Source organism: Arthrobacter sp. K5 (assembly GCF_040448525.1).
Taxonomy (GTDB): Bacteria; Actinomycetota; Actinomycetes; order Actinomycetales; family Micrococcaceae; genus Arthrobacter; species Arthrobacter globiformis.
Genome location: NZ_CP159279.1, coordinates 1,409,971 through 1,430,791 on the forward strand (window position 1 = coordinate 1,409,971; position 20,821 = coordinate 1,430,791).

Consider the following 20,821-nt stretch of genomic DNA (forward strand, 5'->3'; position numbering starts at 1 on the left):
GCCCGATCTGACTCGTGTGCGGGCAGCCCGCTGATGCCTCTGATTCAACCAGAAGGTTGCCCGGTGAAACATTGCATCGTGTGAGTTGAGACACAAAATTTACCAGAAGGGACGGCGCTTTGCTGACCGAACGGTCGGAAACCGGCGAATGGCAACAAAAAACGGCCGGCGGAAAAATCCGCCGGCCGCTCTCACTCCGGAAACCGGAGCAGGGTTAAAGTTGTGCCCGCTGCAGGGACCGTGCAGCGTCGATGGTGGCCTGGCCGAGGACCCTGCTGCCCTGGTAGAGCACCACGGTCTGGCCGGGCGAAACACCGCGCAGGGGATCCGTCAGGGTCACCACGAGGCTGTCCCGCTCGATCCCGGCGTCGTCGGCGATACGCTCCATCCGCGCAATGGCAGGTACGGGGTCACCGTGCGCGCGGACCTGCGCATGGCAGTCAAAGTCGGCGCCGGAGCTGACCTCAGGGATGGGCAGGCCGGCCCAGGAAACCTTGATGCCGCGGATCTCGTCGATGGCCAGCAGGGCCTCGGGCCCCACCACCACCCTGTTTTCCTTGGGCCGGATCTCCAGCACGAACCGCGGCTTGCCGTCCGCCGCTGGCCGGCCAAGCTTCAGCCCCCGCCGCTGTCCGACGGTGAACGCGTTCGCTCCGCCGTGTTCACCCACCTTGGCGCCGGTCTCATCGACGATGTCGCCCGTGGTCATGTCGATCTTTTCCGCGAGCCAGCCGGCGGTGTCACCGTCCGGGATGAAGCAGATGTCATGGCTGTCCGGCTTGTTGGCCACGGACAGTCCGCGTCGCTCCGCTTCCGCGCGCACTTCCGCCTTGGAGGGGGTGTCGGCCAGCGGGAACATGGAATGCTTCAGCTGCTCGTGGGTGAGCACGCCCAGGACGTAGCTCTGGTCCTTGGCCCAGTCCGCGGCGCGGTGCAGTTCGCGGTTTCCGTCGGCGTCCTCGATGACCTTGGCGTAGTGGCCCGTGCACACAGCATCGAACCCGAGGGCGATCGCCTTTTCGAGCAGGGCGGCAAACTTGATGCGCTCGTTGCAGCGCATGCAGGGGTTGGGGGTGCGGCCGGCGGCGTACTCGTCGATGAAGTCCTGGACCACATCCTCCTTGAACCGCTCGGAGAAATCCCATACGTAGTACGGAATCCCCAGGACGTCGCAGGCCCGCCAGGCATCGCGCGAATCTTCAATGGTGCAGCAGCCCCTGCTGCCGGTGCGCAGGGTGCCCGGCATCCTCGACAGCGCGAGGTGAACGCCGACGACGTCGTGCCCGGCCTCGACGGCGCGGGCGGCTGCGACGGCGGAGTCAACTCCGCCGCTCATGGCTGCTAGAACTCGCATTATGGCTTTCTGTTGACACCGGTTGCCAAACTATTGTACTTGCCGCCGGAATCAGGGCCTAAATCTCCTTGACGGTTCCCGTCCGCACTTCTAAAGTCACGAGTATCGTTTTTAGAACGCGGGCCGCTGGCCTGCCGGCGGAATCGAGTAGCGCCATGACCCCTGAAAGCATTGTCATCGCCGGCGCCGGGCTGGCCGGAGCGACGGCGGCCCGCACCCTGCGCGCCGAAGGGTACGCCGGGAACATCACCATCGCGGGCGCCGAGCCGCACCCTCCCTATCTCCGGCCGCCGCTGTCGAAGGAATACCTGCTCGGCAAGGCCGGGGAGGACGCCGTCGAGGTGGTGCCGGAAAGCTGGTACGCCGACAACAACGTCAGCCTCCTGCTGGACAACCCGGTTGCATCGGTTGATCCCGGGGCACACAATGTCCGCTTCGCAGATGGCACAGTCCAGAGTTATGGGGCACTGCTGCTGGCGCCGGGCGCAACGCCTAGAACGCTGCTGTTGAGCGGCGCGGACCTGGAGGGCGTCAGCACCTTCCGCACGCTCGATGACAGCCGCCGCCTGCGGGAACAGCTGGCGCCCGGCGGCCGGAAGGTGGTGCTCATCGGCTCGGGGTGGATCGGGATGGAACTGGCCGCGGCCGCAAGCACCTACGGCAATCAGGTCACACTGCTAGGGCTCGAGGACATCCCGCTCGCGGCAGCGATCGGCCCGGAGCTTGGCAGCTTCTTCCGCGCGCTGCACGAGGACAACGGAGTCCGCTTCCGGCTTCCCGCCTCCGCCGCGGAGATCACCGGACAAAACGGAAAGGTGACCGGCGTGGTGACCGACTCCGGCGAGCTTCTGCCCGCGGACATCGTGATCATCGCCGTGGGCGTGGTTCCGGAAACGGCACTTGCCGCCGCTGCCGGGCTGGAGGTCCGCAACGGCATCCTCACCGACGCTTCCCTGCGCACCAGCGCACCGGATATTTTTGCCGCTGGCGACGCCGCCAACGCGCTGCATCCATTCACGGGCGAGCACTACCGCAGCGAACACTGGTCCAATGCGCTCAGCGGCGGCAAGGTGGCGGCCAAGGCCATGCTCGGCCAGGACGCTGCCCTGGACGTGGTGCCCTATTTCTACACCGACCAGTTCGACGTCAGCATGGAGTACTCGGGCTTCCCGTCCCTCGCAGCAAAGGGGGCTCCGGTCATCCGCGGCTCGCTCGACAGCAAGGAGTTCGTGGCGTTCTGGCAGCAGGACGGGCGCGTTGTGGCGGGCATGAGCGTCAACTGGCCGCGGTCCGTTAAACCGAGCGCCCAGAAGATCATCAAGGCACTGATCTCCGCCCGGGCCGAGGTGACTGCCGAGCGCCTGGGCGACGAGGCGGTTCCACTCGATCAGCTGATGCCGGAGCCCTGACGGGCAACGGTGGCGGCCGTCTGAATGGAGGATTCGTGTCCGGCCATTCCGGCCTGCCGTGCCCGGGCATAGGCGCCGGGCAGGGCCGCCAGGAGTGCGTCCACGTCCGCGTCCGTCGACGGATGCCCCAGGGTGAAGCGCTGCGCACCGCGCGCGGTCTCCTCGTCCAGGCCCATGGCAAGAAGGACGTGCGACGGACGCGGGACACCTGCCGTACAGGCGGAGCCGGTGGACGACTCGACCCCGGCGAGGTCCAGGAGGAACAGCAGGGAGTCACCCTCGCAGCCAGGGAACGTGAAATGGGCGTTGCCGGGCAGCCGCCCTTCCCCCTCCGGACCGCGCAACACCGCAGCCGGAACAGCGTCGCGGACCCCGGCGATGAGCCGGTCGCGCAGCCCGGAAATCCGCGCTGCCTCGGCCTCGAGGTTCTTGGCGGCGGAGTCAGCAGCGGCGGCGAAGGCCGCTATGGATGCGGTGTCAAGCGTCCCTGAGCGGACGTCGCGCTCCTGGCCGCCGCCGTGCTGCACCGGCGTGAGCTTCACCGACCGCCCAAGAATGAGCGCACCGACGCCGACCGGCCCGCCGATCTTGTGGCCTGAGATGGACATCGCATCCAGCCCTGATGCCCGGAAATCCACGGGGACGGAGCCAAACGCCTGCACGGCGTCGGAATGCACCGGGACGCCGGCGGCGTGCGCGAGCTCCACTACCCGATGGACAGGCTGGATGCTCCCCACCTCGTTGTTGGCCCACATGACCGTCACCAGGGCAATGGAATCGGGCTCACGTTGCAGTTCCGCCTGCAGCGCTTCGAGGTCCAGCACGCCGTCCCGGTTGACGGGCAGCCACGCAATTTCCGCCCCTTCGTGGCGCTCCAGCCACTCCACGGTGTCCTGCACGGCATGGTGTTCGACGGCGGAGCACAGGATCCGGCGCCGGCGCGGGTTTTCCGCCAGCCGGGACCAGTAGAGGCCCTTGACGGCCAGGTTGTCGGCTTCGGTGCCGCCGGAGGTGAAGATGACTTCCGATGGATGGGCGCCTGCGGCGTTGGCAAGGGTTTCCCGCGCGTCCTCCACCGAGCGCCGTGCCCGGCGGCCGGAGCCATGGAGGGACGACGGGTTTCCGGTCCGGGACAGCTCCCGCATCAGTGCGGCCAGGGCTTCGGCGGCGATGGGTGTTGTGGCGGCATGGTCCAGGTAAACAGGCACGCTTAAATTCTAGACGCCGCTAATTCTGGACGCCGCAGAATATCGGGAGCCGGCAGGATGCCGGACACCGCGGGGTTTTTCAGCGGCACTCAGGGCCTGATCCTGGCGCAGCAGCGCCCGACCGCCCGGTCCTCCTCCACTTTCTCCTCAGGCACTCCGCAGGCAGCGGCGGCACCACTCAGGAACGCCCCGTTCATGGCACACACCACATCCGCATGCCCATCGGCGAGCCGGTGGAAAGGACAGTTCATCAGGATGATTCCGCCTTCGGCGTCCCTCTCCGGCATATAGCCGACGCCGCCGAGCAGATCGTCGAGGGACTCACCGTTCCCGCCCAGCGAACGGCCCCGGGAGTAGGACGCCTCAGTCAGTGCCTCGCGCACCCCTCCCCCGCCGGTCATTGCGGATTCAATCGCGGTGGCCATCAGCTCTCCGGCCAGGTCGTAGCTCCGGTCCGGAACCGACGCACCCACTTCTTCCAGCGCCGGGCGGTAGAGCTTCGCCGGACGGCCTGACCCCGGGCCGGCCTTTCCGCCGAGCTTGCGGAACTCGACGGCGAGCAGCCCGTCGCGGACCAGTCTGTCCAGGTGGAAGGACGCTGTGGATCGGGGCATGTCCAGCGCAGCCGCAGCGTCGTCCCGCCCCACGGCCGACGACTGCCCGGCGACGTATTCAAAAAGGCGCCGCCTGCCGGCGTCACCCAGCGAGGCCAGCGCGGCCAGGCGGCCGGTCCACGACAGGGCGGACTTGGATTCACGGTTCTCGGCTGGTCGGCTCATGCGTCCAGCGTAACTCTAAAATCAAGATCTGTTGCTAAAGAAGGATTGCCGGTTCTAAAATCGACTTATCTACTTTTAGAAGGGAGTTCCCCATGAAAAGCACAGCACTGAAGGAGCCCGCGAGCCTGCATACACTGGCGGCTGATCCCGCCCGCCAGGCGTTCGTGCTCCTGCGCACCGTCTTTACCGTGGCGCCCATCCTGTTCGGCCTGGACAAGTTCACCAACCTCCTGACCGAGTGGACCGGCTACCTCGCACCCATGGTTCCGGCAACATTGCATCTGCCCGCGCAGACGGTGATGTATGCCGTCGGCGTGATCGAGATAATCGCCGGAGTCCTGGTGGCCCTCCGGCCGCGGATCGGTTCGCTGGTGGTGGCTGCATGGCTCCTGGGGATCATCGTGAACCTGATCATCCTCGGGGCCTTCTACGACGTCGCACTGCGCGACTTCGGGCTGTTCGTCGGTGCGCTGGCCCTCAACCGGCTGGCCACCGCCGCAGCACCTCATCAGCCCGGCGGAACCACCGTCAGCCACTGAGCAATGTCTGCCCGGGCGGCGGCGAGCGCCGCCGCCGTCGGGCACGACACCGACACGTACACGGATGAGCCGGCCGTTCCGAAAACCCGGGCCAGCACCGCGGTGGCCTTGCCGGCTTTCTGGCCTGCCGGTTTGGCGGCACGTTCCAGGACCAGGACATCCACGGCCGGCCCGGGTTTGTCCCGTTCCCCGCCCCAGCGCAGCGACGCGGGCTTTAGATAGGCGGGCAGGATGGTGGGGTCCAGATACGCAAACAGCGCGGCGGTCGATTCCCTGTCATCAGCCGCCACCAGCGGCCACTGGTTCTGTCGCACCTCCGCCGCCGCCTGGCAGCCGTCCGACTTTTGATAGCGGCTTGCGCCGCCCGCGTTGCCGACCACCTGCTTCCACTGCGGTGCTTCGGCCAGGTCCTCGGACAACCCGACGGGAACACCGTGCGCCAGCGTGGCCCCCGCCGAGAAGGGCATGTCGCGGGAAGCCACCGCGTCCGCATCGTGTCCGGGCGTGATGGTAGGCGTGCCAAGTCCACTGGTGACTGGCGGGATGCTCGGGGCGGCGGGATCGGGAACACCGACGCTGCAGCCGCCGACAAGGGCAACGGCCGCGCCGGCAGCCACCGCCACGCCTGCAAGGCGGGCACCACCGCGACCTGTCCGAACTCCCATTCCGAAAAGTCTAGACGCCCCGCGTTATCACCGGCGGGAACCGGCACCCCTGCTGCGGTCGTTGTTCCGTCAAGACCGTCAAGACCGGCTTATATGCTTGGCACACCGGGCCGCGCATGCACGCCGGCAACAACGACTTAAGGACCGTGCTTGACCAAGGGCAGCAGTTCCCACTACGAAGTGCTCCGCGTGGCGGTGACCGCGACCGAGAGGGAGATCAAGGTGGCCTACCGCAAGGCTGCCCGCGCTTCGCATCCCGACCATGGAGGCGACGCCGCGACGTTCCGTCAGGTGACCCTTGCATATGAAACGCTCATCGACCCCCGGCGGCGGGCCGCCTACGACCGCTCCTACGCGACCGGACCGCGCTGGGGCCGCGCAGAGGGCGACGAGGCGCACTTCGACGCCCCTGCTGCCGGCAGCCACGCCTCCGCGACGATCCACAAGCCGGGAACGCCCCGGAACACGTCAGCCGACGCCCCCGTCTACGTGCCGCCTTTCGACACGCCCGGCGCCGTACCGCTCCTGCCGCCGGAGCTGGCCGGCCAGCAGGTCCACGGCATGCCGAGAAAGCGGGGCATCTTTGGTGCTGAAGCCAGGATCCAGCGGGAGCTGCGCACAGTCCAGCTGATCAGCAGGCAGGTCCTGCCGGCCATCCCTGCGGCGCGGCTGATCAATGGCCTGCAGTCCCCTGCGGATAACAGCCACATTGACCATGCGCTGCTCTCGGGCTACCGGCTTGCCCTGATCGGCTCCATGCTGCTGCCCAAGGGTGCGTATGCGTGGGACGGAAACACGCTGAACCACGGCGGCCGGTCGATTGCCCCGCCGCAGCTGGCCCCGGTGGTCCGGCGGATGCAGGACATCTTTCCCGAACTTAACGTGACCGGGTGGACAGTGGTCCACAGCCCGGACGGAAACCTCCACGAACCCGTCATCGACCGCCACCGCCGCTCCCGGGACGGCTCGGATATTATCCAGGTGGTCAATGCCGCCGGCCTGGCCCGCGGGCTCAAGGATTTCCTGTCCTCCGGTCCGGCGCCGAACACCGTCAACGTCCCGGTGCTCGCGCGACTGCTGAGGGGCATGCACTGAGGTCACGCCGGAAGGGCGGCGGTTGTGCCGACGCTAGGATGGAACGGTGTTCCGCATCCTCTTCCACACGCCTGAAATTCCCGGCAATACGGGCAACGCCATCCGTCTCGCCGCCATCACCGGCGCCGAACTCCACCTCGTGGAGCCGTTGGGCTTCGACTTTTCAGATGCCAAGCTCCGCCGCGCCGGCCTGGACTATCACGACCTGGCGGTGGTGACAGTCCACCCCAACATCGAGGCGGCCTGGGAGGCACTGCAGCCCGAGCGAGTCTTCGCCTTCACCTCTGACGGCGAGGTGTCCTATACCGACATCGCCTACCGGCCCGGTGATGTCCTGATGTTCGGCCCGGAGTCCGTGGGCCTGCCGGACGACCTGAAGCGCGATCCCCATGTCACGTCCCGGGTCCGCCTGCCCATGCTGCCCTCACTGCGGTCGCTGAACCTGGCCAACGCGGCATCCATCGCCGTTTACGAGGCCTGGCGGCAGCAGGGTTTCACCGGCGCACAGCTGTGAAAGCCCGGCTGCACAGGCACCCATCCGAAGCCCCTCCCGCACCGAATCACCCCTGAGCACACATCCACGGGCGTAAGGAGCGGCAGGTGACAACACAAAGGCCGGGTAACACTGTATTCCGTTTTGCCCGGCACGATGCTGCCGAGGCCGGAAACGGTGTGCAGCGCCTGCCGGCAGGCGACCTATGCTTGAGGGTGATGGATACTCCCAACGCGCCGAACTTTGACGCCACCGCGCCGCCCGGCACCGCCGTCGACCTTAACCAGCAGCTGGCACAGCTGCTGGAGCGGATAGCCGACGGCGACCAGGCGTCCTTCGCCGAGTTCTACCGGCTGACGTCGCGGCGGGTGTTCGGCATGGCGCGCCGGGTGCTGATCGATCCGGAGCTCAGCGAGGACACCGTGCAGGAGGTCTTCCTGCAGGTCTGGCAGAACGCCGCGAAGTTCGATCCGGGCAGCGGCAGTCCCCTGGCCTGGCTCATGACCATCTCGCATCGCCGGGCCGTGGACAGGGTCCGCTCATCGCAGTCCGCCACCGAGCGTGAGGCGAGATACGGCGCCAGCAGCCAGGACATCGACCATGACTCGGTGTCGGACCAGGTGGACAGCCGGCTCGAGGCCGAAGCCGTGGTTCGCTGCCTGGAGACCCTGACCGAGACGCAGCAGGAATCTGTTCGGCTTGCCTACTACGGCGGCCTCACCTACCGCGAAGTGGCTGAAAAGCTGAACGCGGCCATTCCGACCATCAAGTCCCGCATCCGCGACGGACTGATCCGACTCAAGTCCTGCCTGGGGGTGAGCTGACCATGACCGATACGAATGATTCCCGCGGGCGCCAGCTGCCCCGGGCGTTTGCCGCCGACATTCCCACCGACCTTGCGGCCGGCCGGGCGGTTGAACTCGCCGAGATTTACGCTCTGGACGCCATCAGCGACGCCGAGCGGGAAGCCATCGACACCTACGTCGGCGGCGCTCCCGAGGCTGAACGCGCCTCCTTCAACGAACGCGTCCGCCAGGCCAGGGAGACGCTGGCAATGTCCTTTACGGCCGAGGAGGAGCCGCCTGCGGACCTGTTCGTCAGGATCGTTGCGCAGCTTCCCGAGCAGCCGGCCAGGGCACAGGCCCCCAGGACGGAAGCCGCCGAGGAGGGGCCCGCCGCGCCGGCAGCCGTGCCGACGGCAGAGCCGGCCCCCGCTGCCGACGAACTTTCCGCTGCGCGCCAGCGCCGTGAAGTACGACGCCGGCCAGCCGGCCTTCGGAACTGGCTGATCGGGGTTGCGGCTGCTGCCGTGATCGCGCTCGGCGGTGTGGGCATCGGGGCCTACGTGGCCAACCAGAACGATCCGTTCAATCAGGTCATCGAGGCGCAGGACGCGCGCCAGGCGACTGTCGACGTCAACGGCGGAGGCACGGCGACGGTTTCGATCTCGCCGTCGCATGATGCGCTGGTGGTGCGGATGAAGGATGTGCCGCCACCGCCCGCGGGCAAGGTGTACCAGATGTGGCTGATTCCCAAGGATGGCTCCACTCCCGTCTCTCAGGGACTGATGGATGCAGAGGCGTTGTCGAAGCCGGCCCTGGTCAAGGGCATCGGCTCGGCCGCTGCGCTCGGCATCACGGTTGAGCCTGCCGGCGGATCGGCTACGCCGACCCTTCCTACCGTGGCTGCCGCACCGCTGAACACCTGACACCCAGTGCCTGAACCGGGCTGCCTGATGCAGGCTTGACGTTGACGTTGCGTCAACTTCTACGCTGGAGGCATGAAGCAGGAAGAACTCCGGAGCTGGTCCATTGCCGAACTGGCGAAGCTGAGCAGGGTCTCCTCCAGGACCCTCAGGCACTACGACCAGGTGGGACTGCTGCCGCCTGCCTACACCGGGCACAACGGCTATCGCTACTACACGCAGCCTGAGCTCCTGCGTCTTCAGCGGATCCTGCTTCTCCGTGAACTTGGCCTGGGCCTTGGAACCATAGGCCAGGTCCTGGACGGCCAGGCAGACCAGCTGGATGCGCTGAGCGTGCACCGGAAGTGGCTGCTGGCAGAGCGCGACCGCCTGGACCGGATGGCCCGGACCGTCGGGGCAACCATATCGGCACTGCAGCAAGGAGACGCCATGTCAGGCGAGGAAATCTTCAAGGATTTCGACACCAACCCGTACGAGGAGGAGGCCCGCCAGAGGTGGGGCGACCAGGCCGTTGCGGACAGCAAGGCGCGGCACGCAGCGCTGAGCGCTGCCGACAAGCAGGCCTTCATGGCCGAAGCCGGGGCGATCAACGAAGAGCTGGCCCGATGCCTGGACGCCGGCCTGCCGGCGGACGACGCCCGGGTGCAGGTCGCCGTCGAACGCCATTACCGGTGGATCTGCGTCAGCTGGACGCCTGACGCTGACAGCTACCTCGGCCTGGGCCGGATGTACGTCGAGGATTCGCGGTTCACCGCGTTCTACGACAAGAGCCGCGCAGGCCTCGCCTCCTACCTTCTGGAGGGGATCACGGTCTACGCGGCGTCCCGGCTCAGCGCGGCCGGAGGCCAAAGCACAGCCTAGAAACCGGCGATGGTCCCCGGACCGTTGACCATGACCACGTGGAAGGCCTCTGCGCTCCGGCCGTCGGGCAGTCCCGCACGTCCGGCGTTTGCCTGCATGCCGCGCCGCACGGTAGCCTCCATGGCCTCTGCGTCGGGATGCTGGCTGACGTGCACGTGGATGGCCTCGAGCTTGCTCTCCACATGCTCCGTGACGTCCACGAAGTGGTTTTCCCGTTCCTCCGGACCGGCATAAAGCCACAGCCACGGAAGCTTGAAGGCCTCGAGGCCCGCCTCGGCGAGGTCCGGGTACGCGAAGGGGTTTTCCACCGCCGGGTAAACGGCACGGGTCACGGCCTCCCCCACCGCCAGATGGTCCGGATGGCTTTTCTGGATGCGCTTCCAGTTACGCTCGGGATGCATGGAAAGCACGACGTCGGGCCGAACTTCGCGGATCAGCTTCACCACTCCGCGCATCACCTCGTGGGTCGGCTCAAGGTACCCGTCCCGCTGGTGCAGGTAGTGGATATCCGTGACGCCGACGAGGGCCGCGGCCCGTTCCTGCTCGGCCGCCCTGAGGGCGATGATTTCGGCGCGCTGCGCCGGGTCGAAGCCGCCGGCGTCGCCGTCGGTCATGATGCAGTAGCTGACCTCGACGCCGGCCGCCGTCCACGCGGCGATGGTGCCGGCAGCGCCGAAATCGACGTCGTCGGGATGGGCTGAGAAACAGAGCACCCGCTCAATCCGGTGCTGTTCCGGATTGAACGGGCTCTGCGCTGGTGCAGCGTTTGGGGTCAACGATTCAGCCCTTGCGCTTCTTGATTTCTTCAGTAGCCTGCGGGAGCACCTGGAAGAGGTCGCCGACGATGCCGAAGTCCGCGATTTCGAACACCGGCGATTCGGCGTCCTTGTTCACGGCGACGATGACCTTGGCGGTCTGCATGCCGGCCTTCTGCTGGATGGCGCCGGAGATGCCGGCGGAAATGTAGAGCTGCGGCGAGACGGTCTTGCCGGTCTGGCCGACCTGGGCATCGTGGCTGATCCAGCCGGCGTCCGTTGCCGCGCGGGAGGCGCCCACGGCCGCGCCCAGTGCATCCGCCAGCTCTTCCACGGGGCCGAAGTCGCCGTCGAGGCCGCGTCCGCCGGCCACAACGATGCGCGCGTCGGTGAGGTCGGGGCGGCCACTGGCGACCTTCTGTTCCCGGGAGGTGATGCGGGCTGCCGCGGCCGTGGCGTCGGCAGGAGCGTCAACGGTCACGGTTTCCGGTGTGCCGGGAGCGGTCGCAGGCTCGGGGTCCACGGTGTTGGCCTTCACGGACAGCACGGTGACCGCGGTGGTGGCCTTCGCCGTCGTGGTGTACGAACCGGCGAGCACCGACTTGTGGGCGGTGCCGTCGGCGTCGACCGCGACGACGTCGGTGATGACGCCCGCGCTCAGCCGGATGCCGAGCCGCGCCGCGATTTCCTTGCCCTCGGGCGAGTTCTCGAGCAGGACCGTGGTGGCGCCTGACTTGTCCGCCACGGTGGCCAGGAAGGCGGCCTTCGGCGCGACGAGGTAGTCGTCAAGGTCCGCTGCGGACGGCCGGAAGACGGTGGCCGCACCGTAGGCACCCAGGGTGCCGGCGACGTCGTCGGACAGTTCGCCGTTGACTGCCACAGCGGTTTCCCCGAGGGAGCGGGCGATGGTGAGGAGTTCCAGGCTGCTCTTCTTCAGAGCCTGCCCGGGGTTGTCAATGAATACCAGTACGTTTGCCATGTTGTGGAGTCCTCTTAGAGCAGCTTCTGGGCGGCCAGGAAGTCAACCAGCTTGATGCCGGCGTCGCCTTCGTCCGTGATGATGGTGCCGGCAGTGCGCGGCGGGCGTTCCTCGGCGGCCGTCACGCGCGTCCAGGATCCGGAGTGGCCCACCTGGGAGGAATCGACCCCGATGTCAGCCAGGGAAAGAGTGGTGATGCTCTTGCGCTTGGCCGCGATGATGCCCTTGAAGTTGGGGTAGCGGGGTTCGTTGATCTGGTCGGTCACGGAAACCACCGCGGGCAGGGACGCCTCAACCGTCTCCGAGTGGGTGTCAGCATCACGGCGCGCCGTGACACGTCCGCCGTCCACGTCCAGGGAGGAGGCGAAGGTAACCTGCGGAAGACCCAGACGCTCCGCGAGCTGCGCGGGCACCAGGGACGTCTCGCCGTCTGTGGAGGCCATGCCGGTCAGGACGAGGTCCACCGGGCTGTCGGCGCCGAGGTGGCGGACTGCCGCTGCGAGCGCCAGGGAGGTTGCCGCTGCGTCCGAGCCTGCGAGCGCGGCGTCGGTGAGGTGCACGCCCTCGGTGGCGCCGATCTGCAGGGACTTCTTGATGGCGTTCACGGCACCGGCAGGTCCCATGCTCAGCGCGATCACTTTGTTGCCGGCCTTGGCACCCCCGCGCGCTTCGGCAAGCTGCAGCGCAGCCTCCAGGGCGTACTCATCCAGTTCGGACAGGATGCTTTCGTCGCGGTCCGTGGTGTGGCCCTCGCCGCTGAGGTGCCGGTCGAACTGGGCGTCCGGCACATGCTTGACCAGGACGACGATCTTCAATGTCTCTTCCACTGTATTTACAGCAGCCTTCCGTGCTTGTGGATAGCCAGCCGGGTGAGGTCATGGCCGTGGAACGCCCGGGATACGGGTAGCTCCTAGCTAACCATATTGGGCCCGTCATATGACGTCCCGTTAACGCCTGTGTCAAAGGCCCTGAGTCAACGGGCTGAGCCAACGGCAGGAACGACGACGGCGGGCCGCACCTCCCTGGAACTCAAGAGGTGCGGCCCGCCGTCGTACTGTGCGCAGTTCCTGCTGTGCGGTTGCCTACTGCTCTGCTGCAGCGCCGAGCGTGACGTCCAGCTGCTGCTCGCGGCCGTTGCGCAGGACCGTGATCTTCACCGAGGAGCCGGCGGGCTGCTCACGGACAGCTGCCGTCAGCTGGTTCGGGTCACTGATGGCCAGGTCGTTGAAGCGCGTCACCACGTCGCCCACCTTGATCCCGGCCTTCGCCGCCGCCGAGCCCTGCTCCACCGAGGCCACGTCGGCTCCGGTCGAGAACCCGGCATCCGATGCCGACTTCGCCTGCACGCTCACGCCAAGCTGGCCGTGGGTGGCCTTGCCGTTGTCGATGATTTCCTGGGCCACGCGCTTTGCATTGTTGATCGGGATGCTGAAGCCCACGCCGATGTTGCCTGTTCCGCTTGCAGCGGAGCTGCCGCCGGCCGAGGCGATCGCGACGTTCACGCCGATCACTTCTCCCTTGTTGTTCACCAGCGCGCCACCGGAGTTGCCCGGGTTGATGGCCGCATCGGTCTGGATGACGTTGATGGCGATCGATCCCTTGCTGGCCGAGCTCTGGCTCTGCCCCTGGCCCGGAGGAGCGAACTCGAAGCCCTGGTCGCCGCCCTGGGAGTTGTCCGTCCCCTCCTTCGGGGCCGCCGAGGACGCGACACTGATGGTCCTGTTCAGCGTGGAGACGATGCCATCCGTTACGGTGCCGGTGAGGCCCAGCGGGGAACCGATGGCAACAGCCGTGTCCCCGACGTTCAGCTTGCTGGAATCACCGAGCGCTGCCGGAGTGAGGCCCGACGGGTTGTCCACCTTGATGACCGCGAGGTCGGAGAGCGGGTCGGTACCAACAACCTTGGCGGAGAGAACGCGGCCGTCGTTCGTCCGGATTTGGATGTCCGCGCTCGCGGTGGTGCCATCCAGCGTCACCACGTGGGTGTTGGTGAGGACGTGGCCCTGGTCGTCGAGGATGATCCCGGAGCCGGTGCCGCCCTCGCTGCCACTGGTGGCCTTGATGGTCACCACGCTCGGTGATGCCTTGACGGCTGCGGCCGTGATCTCGTTGACCGAGTCCTGGTTGTTGACGATCACCGTTCCGGGCTGGCTGCCGGAACTGGCCGCCGGCGCGGCGCCGCCGCCGTCGAACAGGTTGCCGGAGCCTACCGTCGCAACCCCGCCACCCACGAGCCCCGCGGCCAGGATGCTGGCAACGAGGGTGCCGACGCCGAACGTCGCTTTGCGCTTGGGCTGGCTGGCCCGGTTGTCCTGGAAAGCGGGATGGGTGTTGTGCGGGGAGTACTGGGCACCGGCGGGCTGGGGAGCCGGCGCCGACTGCTGCCCGTAGAAGGGGGCGTGCTGGGGGTAAACGGGGTGCGGACCGCCGGTACGCTGCTGCTGCAAGTTTTCGCGGCTCTCCGCGGGGCTGCCATACGGCCGGCCTTCGTCTGGCTGGCCTGCCCGGGGCTGCCCTTCGCTTGGCTGGCCAGCGCGTGAGTGGTCTGTGTCCTGCGCCGGCCGGTACAACGGCCGGGTGGGGTTGCTGCCGGAGTCAAGGCGTACCGTGGGGTTCTCGGAACCGCCGCCGGTGCGGAATTCACCGTCCTGGTGTGCAGGAGGCTGGAGACCCTCATCGGGTTCACGCCGAGGGGTCGGATCAACAGGGCGCCCTGAAGGATCTCGGTTCTCAGGTGCTGCGCCCGGTACTGGGTGCTCAGTCATTGGACTTCCTTTCATCCGCGTCTGTATTAACTATGGAGGATCGGACTGAAACTAAAACGGACGTTTGCTGGGAGGTTCCTGAATGCCCTCCGTGACGGGGCCACTGCCGGTGTTCTCAACGGCCACTTAGGTCTCCAGCGCTTTTCGCTGGTGGCATATTCCCCGCCGTGGACGGTCCTGCTGGTGCACCATAGAATCAAGAAGAATTGCCACAGCGACCTGCGGCTTTACACCCGGCGTGGGGGCGCTGCTGCATTCTGTGACGGCTGTTCGTCCCGAACCAGCCGCGGCGTGCTGAAGGGTTGCCATGCGGTCAATGTTGAAACGTGTACTCGCCGTGATCGGCCTGACTGGAATGTTGGTGGCTCCGGCCGCCGCAGCCTGGGCCGAGGAACCGGTAAACATCCCCTCCGGCCAAAACATCGTCGACGACGCGAACGTCCTCGGCGGCCGCAAGGGCGAAGTTGAGGAATCCATCCAGAAGCTCCTCAAGGACCACAAGTACAACCTGTACGTGGTCACGGTTAAGTCGTTTGAAAATCCGGCTGACCCTGCCGCTTGGGGTAATACCGTCGCAAAGCAAAAGGGCATGGGCCCCGCTGACGTGATCCTCGCGATCGCCACCGAGCAGGGCAAATACTACTTCGCGCCCAATAGCTCCAGCGAAATCTACCCCAAACGGACCACCATCACGCAGAACGCCATCGCGGCCAACCTCGGTGCGGGCAAGAAGGACTTTGCCCAGGCGGCCATCGACACCGCGGCCGCCATCGGTGACGCTGCGGACGGCGGAAGCGGAACCGTCCCCTCCGGTGCTGGCGCAGGCACGGCCGTCCTCGTGGGCGCCGGAATCGTCGCAGCCGGCGGCGCGGGCACATATCTTTACCTGCGCAACAGGCGGAAGAAGGCCGGCCAGGCGTCCAGCGCAAGCTACGGCCCGCAGGGCGCCGAACTCGATCCCCTGGCCGGAATGAGCATCGAAGACCTGCGCAGGAAGAGCGGCTCCCTGCTGATTGAGGCAGACGACGCGATCAAGTCGAGCGAGCAGGAACTGGGCTTCGCCGAGGCGCAATACGGGGAAGCGGCCGTGGGCAACTTCACCAAGGCGCTCCAGGAGGCGAAGGCGCACATGTCCGAGTCGTTCAAGCTCCAGCAGCAGCTGGACGACCACATCCCCGATACCGAAGAACAGCAGCGCAGCTGGCTCGGAGAAATCATCCGGAGGTCGGAGGCTGCCCTTTCCTCCCTGCAGGAGCAGAAGGCGGACTTCGACTCGCTGCGCGAGCTCGAGAAGAATGCACCGCAGGCTCTCGCCGCGGTGGACACCGGCGCTGCCGAGGCCGATGCGAAGATCGCCCGGGCCGACCAGACCCTGGCGGAACTGCGCGGCAAGTACGCGGATACCGCCCTGGCACAGATCTCGGACAACATCACCCAGGCCAAAGAGCGTCTTGCCTTCGTGCAGAATGCCAGCGCCACGGCCCGCGAAAAGCTCGCGTCCGGAGAAGGAAGCCTCGCTGCGGTGGCCGTCCGGGCAGCAGAGGAGAGCCTGCACCAGACCAACGTGCTGCTGGACGCTATCTCCAAGGTCGCCGGCAACCTGGACTCGGCCCGTGAGGGACTGGAGTCCGCCGTTGTGGACACGTCCCAGGACCTTGCGCAGGCACGGGCTATGATCCAGTCCGGCGCACACCCGGAGCTTGAGGGGCCCGTAGCTGGCGTCGAAGCGGCCCTCGCCCGTGTGAAGAGCGAAATTCAGAACGGCAAGATTGATCCCATCGCCACTCTCGAGCGGGTCGAGTCGGCGCACCAGGCCCTCGACCAGGCGCTGGGCGGGATCCGGGACCAGCAGGACCAGGCACGTAGGGCCCAGGCTTCACTGCAGCAGACCATCATGTCGGCGCAGGCGCAGATCAGCGCCACCTCGGACTACATCACGGCCCGCCGCGGCGGCGTCGGCACGGAAGCGCGGACCCGGCTGGCGGAAGCCCAGCGCAACCTCGATTACGCGCTGTCCATCTCCCGCAACGACCCCGTGACTGCACTGACCTACGCGCAGCAGGCGCATGCGCTGGCTGCCCAGGCGGCCCAGCTGGCCCAGTCCGACGTCGACAGCTTCGGCTACGCCAACCAGGGGTACGGCCAGGGATACGGGCGCGGCGGCATGTTCGGCGGCGGCGGAGGCGGCGGCCTCGGCGGTGCCATCCTCGGCGGCATCCTCATCAACTCCATCCTGAACGGCGGCAGCGGCGGCGGCTGGGGCGGCGGCCACAGCGATGGCGGTGGCTGGGGCGGCGACTCAGGCGGTGACTTCGGCGGAGGAGACTTCGGCGGGGGTGACTTCGGCGGCGGGGACTCGGGCAGTTTCTAGCCAGCAAGACTAAGCGCCGGCCCGTTCGATTGGGCCGGCGGGTAGAAGCGGTACATCAACTGTTCACTGAATTCAGTGGGAAACACTGAGCAGGACGAAAGGTAACACCATGAAGCAGTCCATATTCGGCCGCATGGCGCAGCTGGCAAAGGCCAACATCAACTCGCTGCTGGACCAGGCCGAGGACCCGCAGAAGATGCTGGACCAGATGGTCCGGGACTACACCAACAACATCGCCGAAGCCGAGTCCGCGGTGGCCCAGACCATCGGCAACCTGCGCATGCTTCAGGACGACTACAACGAGGACATCAAGAACGCGCAGGACTGGGGCAACAAAGCCCTGGCCGCCTCCCGCAAGGCCGACGAGTACCGCGCGGGCGGCAATGCGGCCGACGCCCAGAAATTCGACAACCTGGCCAAGGTGGCCCTGCAGCGCCAGATGTCGTCGGAGAACGAAGCGAAGGCCGCCGAGCCGAACATCGCCTCCCAGACCGAGGTCGTGGACCGCCTCAAGACCGGGCTGGACCAGATGAAGGGGAAGCTGAACCAGCTCACCAGCAAGCGCAACGAGCTCGTGGCCCGGTCCAAGACGGCCGCCGCCCAGTCGCAGGTTCACGACGCGCTCAAGAGCATCGATTTCATGGATCCCACCAGCGAGGTGGGCCGCTTCGAAGAAAAGATCCGTCGCGAAGAGGCCAAGGTCCGCGGCCAGCAGGAACTTGCCGCGTCGAGCCTCGATGCGCAGTTCAACCAGCTCGAGGACCTAGGCGAGCAGACCGAGATCGAGGCCCGGCTTGCGGCGCTCAAGTCGGGCAACTCCAAGCCCGCCATCGGGGCCGGCGGCACCGCGGCACCGGCATCGTCGTCCACGGTGGACGAGGCGGATTTCGACAAGCTGTAAGGCACATACTGAACCGGAGTCGCGGGCAGCGTCACCGGTAGAGGCCGGGATCCACAGGGGTCCCGGCCTCTGCCGTCTCCGGGCCGTGTAGCGTGAAAGCATGGCCTCCACTATTGTCTGGCTCCGGGACGACCTCCGACTCGACGACAACCCAGCCCTCGCTGCCGCGGCCGCGCTGCCGGATCCCGTAACCGTTGTCTACATCCTCGACGAGCACTCCCCCGGCATCCGCCCGCTGGGTGCTGCGGCAAGGTGGTGGCTTCACCATTCCCTGTCCGCCCTCGGCGCCAGCCTCGAGGCGCGCGGGTCGCGGCTGCTGCTCCGCCGCGGCGCCGCCGCGTCGGCCATCGAGGAGCTGGCCGCCGAGACCGGCGCCGGAAGACTGTTCTGGAACCGGCGGTACGGCCAGCCGGAGCGGAGCATTGACGCAGGTGTCAAGGAGTGGGCTGCCGGGCAGGGCATTGAGGCCACCAGCTTCCAGGCAAACCTGCTGTTCGAGCCGTGGACAGTGCGCACCGGCTCGGGCGGGCCGTACAAGGTCTTCACGCCGTTCTGGCGCTCCTGCCTGGCTGGTGCCGAACCCCGCCTTCCCGCCGATCCCCCGGACCACTTGCCGCAGCCGGCCGCCGGAACGTCCGGCCGCCCGCCTGCCGGTGACCGGCTGGACAGCTGGCGGCTCCTCCCCCGGTGGCCGGACTGGAGCGGCGGCCTCGCCGCGGCCTGGACTCCCGGCGAGGATGGCGCCCACGAACGCCTGGAAGATTTCCTGGACGGTCCCGTGGAGGACTACGGCAAGGGACGGGACCGGCCGGGCGTCGAGGGCACCAGCCGTCTCTCACCGCACCTTCGCTTCGGTGAGATCAGTCCCTTCCGCGTCTGGCATTCCCTCCGGGAACAGTTCCCGCGCCATGCACCAGCCGACGTCGGGATCTTCCGGAGCGAGCTGGGCTGGCGTGAATTCTGCTGGCAGCTGCTGTACGAAAATCCTGACCTGGCCACGCAAAACTACCGCCGGGAGTTCGACCACTTTGCCTGGCAAACGCCGTCGGACGCTGAACTGGAGGCCTGGCAACAGGGGCGCACCGGCTATCCCCTGGTGGACGCCGGTATGCGGCAGCTGTGGCAGACCGGCTGGATGCACAACAGGGTCCGGATGGCTGCGGCGTCATTCCTGGTGAAAAACATGCTTGCCGACTGGCGGGTGGGCGAAGCCTGGTTCTGGGACACCCTCGTCGACGCCGACGCGGCCAACAACCCGGCCAACTGGCAGTGGGTCGCGGGCTCAGGCGCGGACGCCTCCCCTTACTTCCGGATCTTCAATCCGGTGACGCAGAGCAAGAAGTTCGACGCCGGAGGAAGTTACCTTCGCGGCTACGTCCCGGAACTGGCGGACCTGGATGACCGCACCGTGCACGAGCCGTGGAAGAACCCGTCGGCGGCCCCCGGCTACCCGGAGCCTCTGGTGGGCCTCCAGGAATCCCGGGAACGGGCGCTGGAGACCTACCAGCGGCTCAAGGAGGGGTGAAGAGGCTAGCGGCTGGTGACCTTGCCCATGAGCGACGCGATGGGGCGCAGGAAGAGCGGCCGGGCCAGGAACCATGCCGCAACCATGACCGCGACTGATGCCACGAAGAACCAGAAACCGACCCAGCTCACGTCGTCGCTCCCGCCGTACATGTGGTTGAGGTTCCGTAGCGCCCCCGTGGCCAGAACCAGGAATACGTGCACCACAATGAAGGCCACGAAGTAGATCATCACCGGGAAGTGCACTGCGCGGGCGGCCTCGATGGGGAAGGCCTTGTTCAGCCCGTTCGCCTTTTTCGGCCACACGGCGGACATCCGCAGGCCGGTGATGAAGGCCAGCGGGGCAGCGATGAACACCGTCGCGAAGTACGTCAGCAGCTGCAGGGCGTTGTAGTTGACCCAGCCATTCTCCGTGGGCCAGTTCAGCGAGGCGTACTGCAGGGCGGCCGAGACGGCGTTCGGGAAAACATCCCAGGACGTGGGGACGATCCGGGTCCACTGGCCGGTCGCAAACAGCAGGATCACAAAGACGAGCCCGTTCAGAATCCACAGCACATCCAGCGTCAGGTGGAACCAGAGTTCCAGGCTGATCTTGGTGGGAGCCGTCTTGGTCCTGATGAGGCCCTTGTTGTTTCGGGTCCAGTAGCCGCCGGGACGGGTGGTGGTGCGGACCTGCCAGCCCGAACGGATGATGAGCAGCAGGAAGAAGGCGTTCAGGAAATGCTGCCAGGCCAGCCACGCAGGGAAGCCGACAGGGGCGCCGGCAGGAAGCTCCGAATGCCCCGGGTACGAAGCCAGGAAGGACTGTACGCCGGAAAGGCCGGTGGCCCACTTTGCGAGCAGAACCACCACCACTGCAGCCACGAGGACCGCCGGCACGGTCCAGTAAATCCTGGACCGCTTGCCTTTCGCAGCGCCGGTTTTGTTCTTCGTTGTGGACATCGAAACTACATTCCTCTCGAGGATGACTGAGTCGGGCATCTGCCGCGCAGAAGCGCTCGGGCCCTGCGAAAGAGAATACTAGGAACAGCCAATACGTGAACAAAAGCTACCGGGAAAAGCAAGAGGCCCCGACCGGCTTGTCACCGGTCGGGGCCTCTTCATGGTTGCGGGGACAGGATTTGAACCTGTGACCTCTGGGTTATGAGCCCAGCGAGCTACCGAACTGCTCCACCCCGCGTCGCTTGATCAACTGTACCCTACTTTCGCGGCCGCTTTGACCACGGCCGCTGCGCCCGGACCGGGCGGCACTCCGGGGAGTGCAACCGTCAGCCGGACAGCAAAAAACCCGGACCACCAAACGGTGATCCGGGTTTTTTTCTTCAGTTGCGGGGACAGGATTTGAACCTGTGACCTCTGGGTTATGAGCCCAGCGAGCTACCGAACTGCTCCACCCCGCGTCGCAAGAACTACTCTAC

General features: G+C 66.8%; 19 protein-coding genes and 2 tRNA genes. 10 read left to right on the forward strand and 11 right to left on the reverse strand.

Going from position 1 to position 20,821, the window contains the following annotated elements:
* Nucleotides 1-214: 214 nt before the first annotated feature.
* Nucleotides 215-1,336: a tRNA 2-thiouridine(34) synthase MnmA gene (mnmA, locus tag ABRP34_RS06285; protein ID WP_353713317.1), complete on the reverse strand. Its 1,122-nt coding sequence runs from the start codon at nt 1,334-1,336 to the stop codon at nt 215-217.
* 173 nt (nt 1,337-1,509) lie between these two features.
* Here mnmA and ABRP34_RS06290 point away from each other — a divergent pair, with 173 nt between their 5' ends.
* On the forward strand, nt 1,510-2,763 hold the full coding sequence (locus ABRP34_RS06290) for an FAD-dependent oxidoreductase (RefSeq protein ID WP_353712611.1): 1,254 nt from the start codon (nt 1,510-1,512) through the stop codon (nt 2,761-2,763).
* Here ABRP34_RS06290 and ABRP34_RS06295 read toward each other — a convergent pair.
* Complete coding sequence (locus ABRP34_RS06295; RefSeq protein WP_353712612.1) at nt 2,742-3,971, reverse strand: cysteine desulfurase family protein; 1,230 nt, start codon at nt 3,969-3,971, stop codon at nt 2,742-2,744. The two genes, ABRP34_RS06290 and ABRP34_RS06295, sit on opposite strands and share 22 nt — an antisense overlap.
* An 89-nt stretch (nt 3,972-4,060) precedes the next feature.
* A complete protein-coding gene (locus ABRP34_RS06300; protein WP_353712613.1) occupies nt 4,061-4,750 on the reverse strand; it encodes a transcriptional regulator in 690 nt (229 codons plus the stop codon).
* 92 nt (nt 4,751-4,842) lie between these two features.
* Between ABRP34_RS06300 and ABRP34_RS06305 the strand changes: the two genes are divergently transcribed.
* Nucleotides 4,843-5,289, forward strand: a complete 447-nt coding sequence (locus ABRP34_RS06305; protein WP_353712614.1) for a hypothetical protein — start codon at nt 4,843-4,845, stop codon at nt 5,287-5,289.
* Here ABRP34_RS06305 and ABRP34_RS06310 read toward each other — a convergent pair.
* A complete protein-coding gene (locus tag ABRP34_RS06310; protein WP_353712615.1) occupies nt 5,259-5,954 on the reverse strand; it encodes a hypothetical protein in 696 nt (231 codons plus the stop codon). The two genes, ABRP34_RS06305 and ABRP34_RS06310, sit on opposite strands and share 31 nt — an antisense overlap.
* Before the next feature lie 150 nt (nt 5,955-6,104).
* Here ABRP34_RS06310 and ABRP34_RS06315 point away from each other — a divergent pair, with 150 nt between their 5' ends.
* The 5 genes from ABRP34_RS06315 (at nt 6,105) to ABRP34_RS06335 (ending at nt 10,108) form a co-directional block, all read left to right on the forward strand.
* Nucleotides 6,105-7,049 (forward strand): J domain-containing protein, encoded by a 945-nt coding sequence (locus ABRP34_RS06315; protein ID WP_003805025.1) that lies wholly within the window; start codon nt 6,105-6,107, stop codon nt 7,047-7,049.
* Nucleotides 7,050-7,095: 46 nt separating this feature from the next.
* On the forward strand, nt 7,096-7,563 hold the full coding sequence (locus ABRP34_RS06320) for a tRNA (cytidine(34)-2'-O)-methyltransferase (protein ID WP_003805026.1): 468 nt from the start codon (nt 7,096-7,098) through the stop codon (nt 7,561-7,563).
* Nucleotides 7,564-7,760: 197 nt separating this feature from the next.
* Nucleotides 7,761-8,366, forward strand: coding sequence for a sigma-70 family RNA polymerase sigma factor (locus tag ABRP34_RS06325; RefSeq protein WP_043419592.1), 606 nt, complete (start codon nt 7,761-7,763; stop codon nt 8,364-8,366).
* 2 nt (nt 8,367-8,368) lie between these two features.
* Entirely contained in the window at nt 8,369-9,250 is an 882-nt protein-coding gene (locus tag ABRP34_RS06330) for an anti-sigma factor (RefSeq protein ID WP_353712616.1), read from the forward strand.
* Nucleotides 9,251-9,322: 72 nt separating this feature from the next.
* Nucleotides 9,323-10,108: a MerR family transcriptional regulator gene (locus ABRP34_RS06335; protein WP_353712617.1), complete on the forward strand. Its 786-nt coding sequence runs from the start codon at nt 9,323-9,325 to the stop codon at nt 10,106-10,108.
* Here the strand turns inward: ABRP34_RS06335 and ABRP34_RS06340 are convergent.
* From ABRP34_RS06340 to ABRP34_RS06355, 4 genes are all read right to left on the reverse strand, one after another.
* Nucleotides 10,105-10,884: a PIG-L deacetylase family protein gene (locus tag ABRP34_RS06340; RefSeq protein WP_353712618.1), complete on the reverse strand. Its 780-nt coding sequence runs from the start codon at nt 10,882-10,884 to the stop codon at nt 10,105-10,107. The genes ABRP34_RS06335 and ABRP34_RS06340 overlap by 4 nt on opposite strands.
* Before the next feature lie 4 nt (nt 10,885-10,888).
* A complete protein-coding gene (locus tag ABRP34_RS06345) occupies nt 10,889-11,842 on the reverse strand; it encodes an electron transfer flavoprotein subunit alpha/FixB family protein (protein WP_353712619.1) in 954 nt (317 codons plus the stop codon).
* 14 nt (nt 11,843-11,856) lie between these two features.
* Nucleotides 11,857-12,657 (reverse strand): electron transfer flavoprotein subunit beta/FixA family protein, encoded by an 801-nt coding sequence (locus ABRP34_RS06350; protein WP_353713318.1) that lies wholly within the window; start codon nt 12,655-12,657, stop codon nt 11,857-11,859.
* A 267-nt stretch (nt 12,658-12,924) separates the two neighbouring features.
* Nucleotides 12,925-14,607: a trypsin-like peptidase domain-containing protein gene (locus ABRP34_RS06355; protein WP_353712620.1), complete on the reverse strand. Its 1,683-nt coding sequence runs from the start codon at nt 14,605-14,607 to the stop codon at nt 12,925-12,927.
* Between the two features lie 307 nt (nt 14,608-14,914).
* Here ABRP34_RS06355 and ABRP34_RS06360 point away from each other — a divergent pair, with 307 nt between their 5' ends.
* From ABRP34_RS06360 to ABRP34_RS06370, 3 genes are all read left to right on the forward strand, one after another.
* Nucleotides 14,915-16,978: a TPM domain-containing protein gene (locus tag ABRP34_RS06360; RefSeq protein ID WP_353712621.1), complete on the forward strand. Its 2,064-nt coding sequence runs from the start codon at nt 14,915-14,917 to the stop codon at nt 16,976-16,978.
* A 109-nt stretch (nt 16,979-17,087) separates the two neighbouring features.
* Complete coding sequence (locus ABRP34_RS06365; protein ID WP_353712622.1) at nt 17,088-17,879, forward strand: PspA/IM30 family protein; 792 nt, start codon at nt 17,088-17,090, stop codon at nt 17,877-17,879.
* Between the two features lie 100 nt (nt 17,880-17,979).
* The gene (locus ABRP34_RS06370; protein ID WP_353712623.1) at nt 17,980-19,404 is read left to right on the forward strand and encodes a deoxyribodipyrimidine photo-lyase; all 1,425 of its coding nucleotides are present in this window, start codon (nt 17,980-17,982) and stop codon (nt 19,402-19,404) included.
* 5 nt (nt 19,405-19,409) lie between these two features.
* Here the strand turns inward: ABRP34_RS06370 and ABRP34_RS06375 are convergent, their stop codons facing one another.
* From ABRP34_RS06375 to ABRP34_RS06385, 3 genes are all read right to left on the reverse strand, one after another.
* Entirely contained in the window at nt 19,410-20,345 is a 936-nt protein-coding gene (locus ABRP34_RS06375) for a cytochrome b/b6 domain-containing protein (RefSeq protein ID WP_353712624.1), read from the reverse strand.
* A gap of 161 nt (nt 20,346-20,506) precedes the next feature.
* Nucleotides 20,507-20,583, reverse strand: a tRNA-Met gene (locus ABRP34_RS06380).
* Between the two features lie 146 nt (nt 20,584-20,729).
* Nucleotides 20,730-20,803 (reverse strand) — tRNA-Met (locus tag ABRP34_RS06385).
* Between the last annotated feature and the right edge of the window lie 18 nt (nt 20,804-20,821).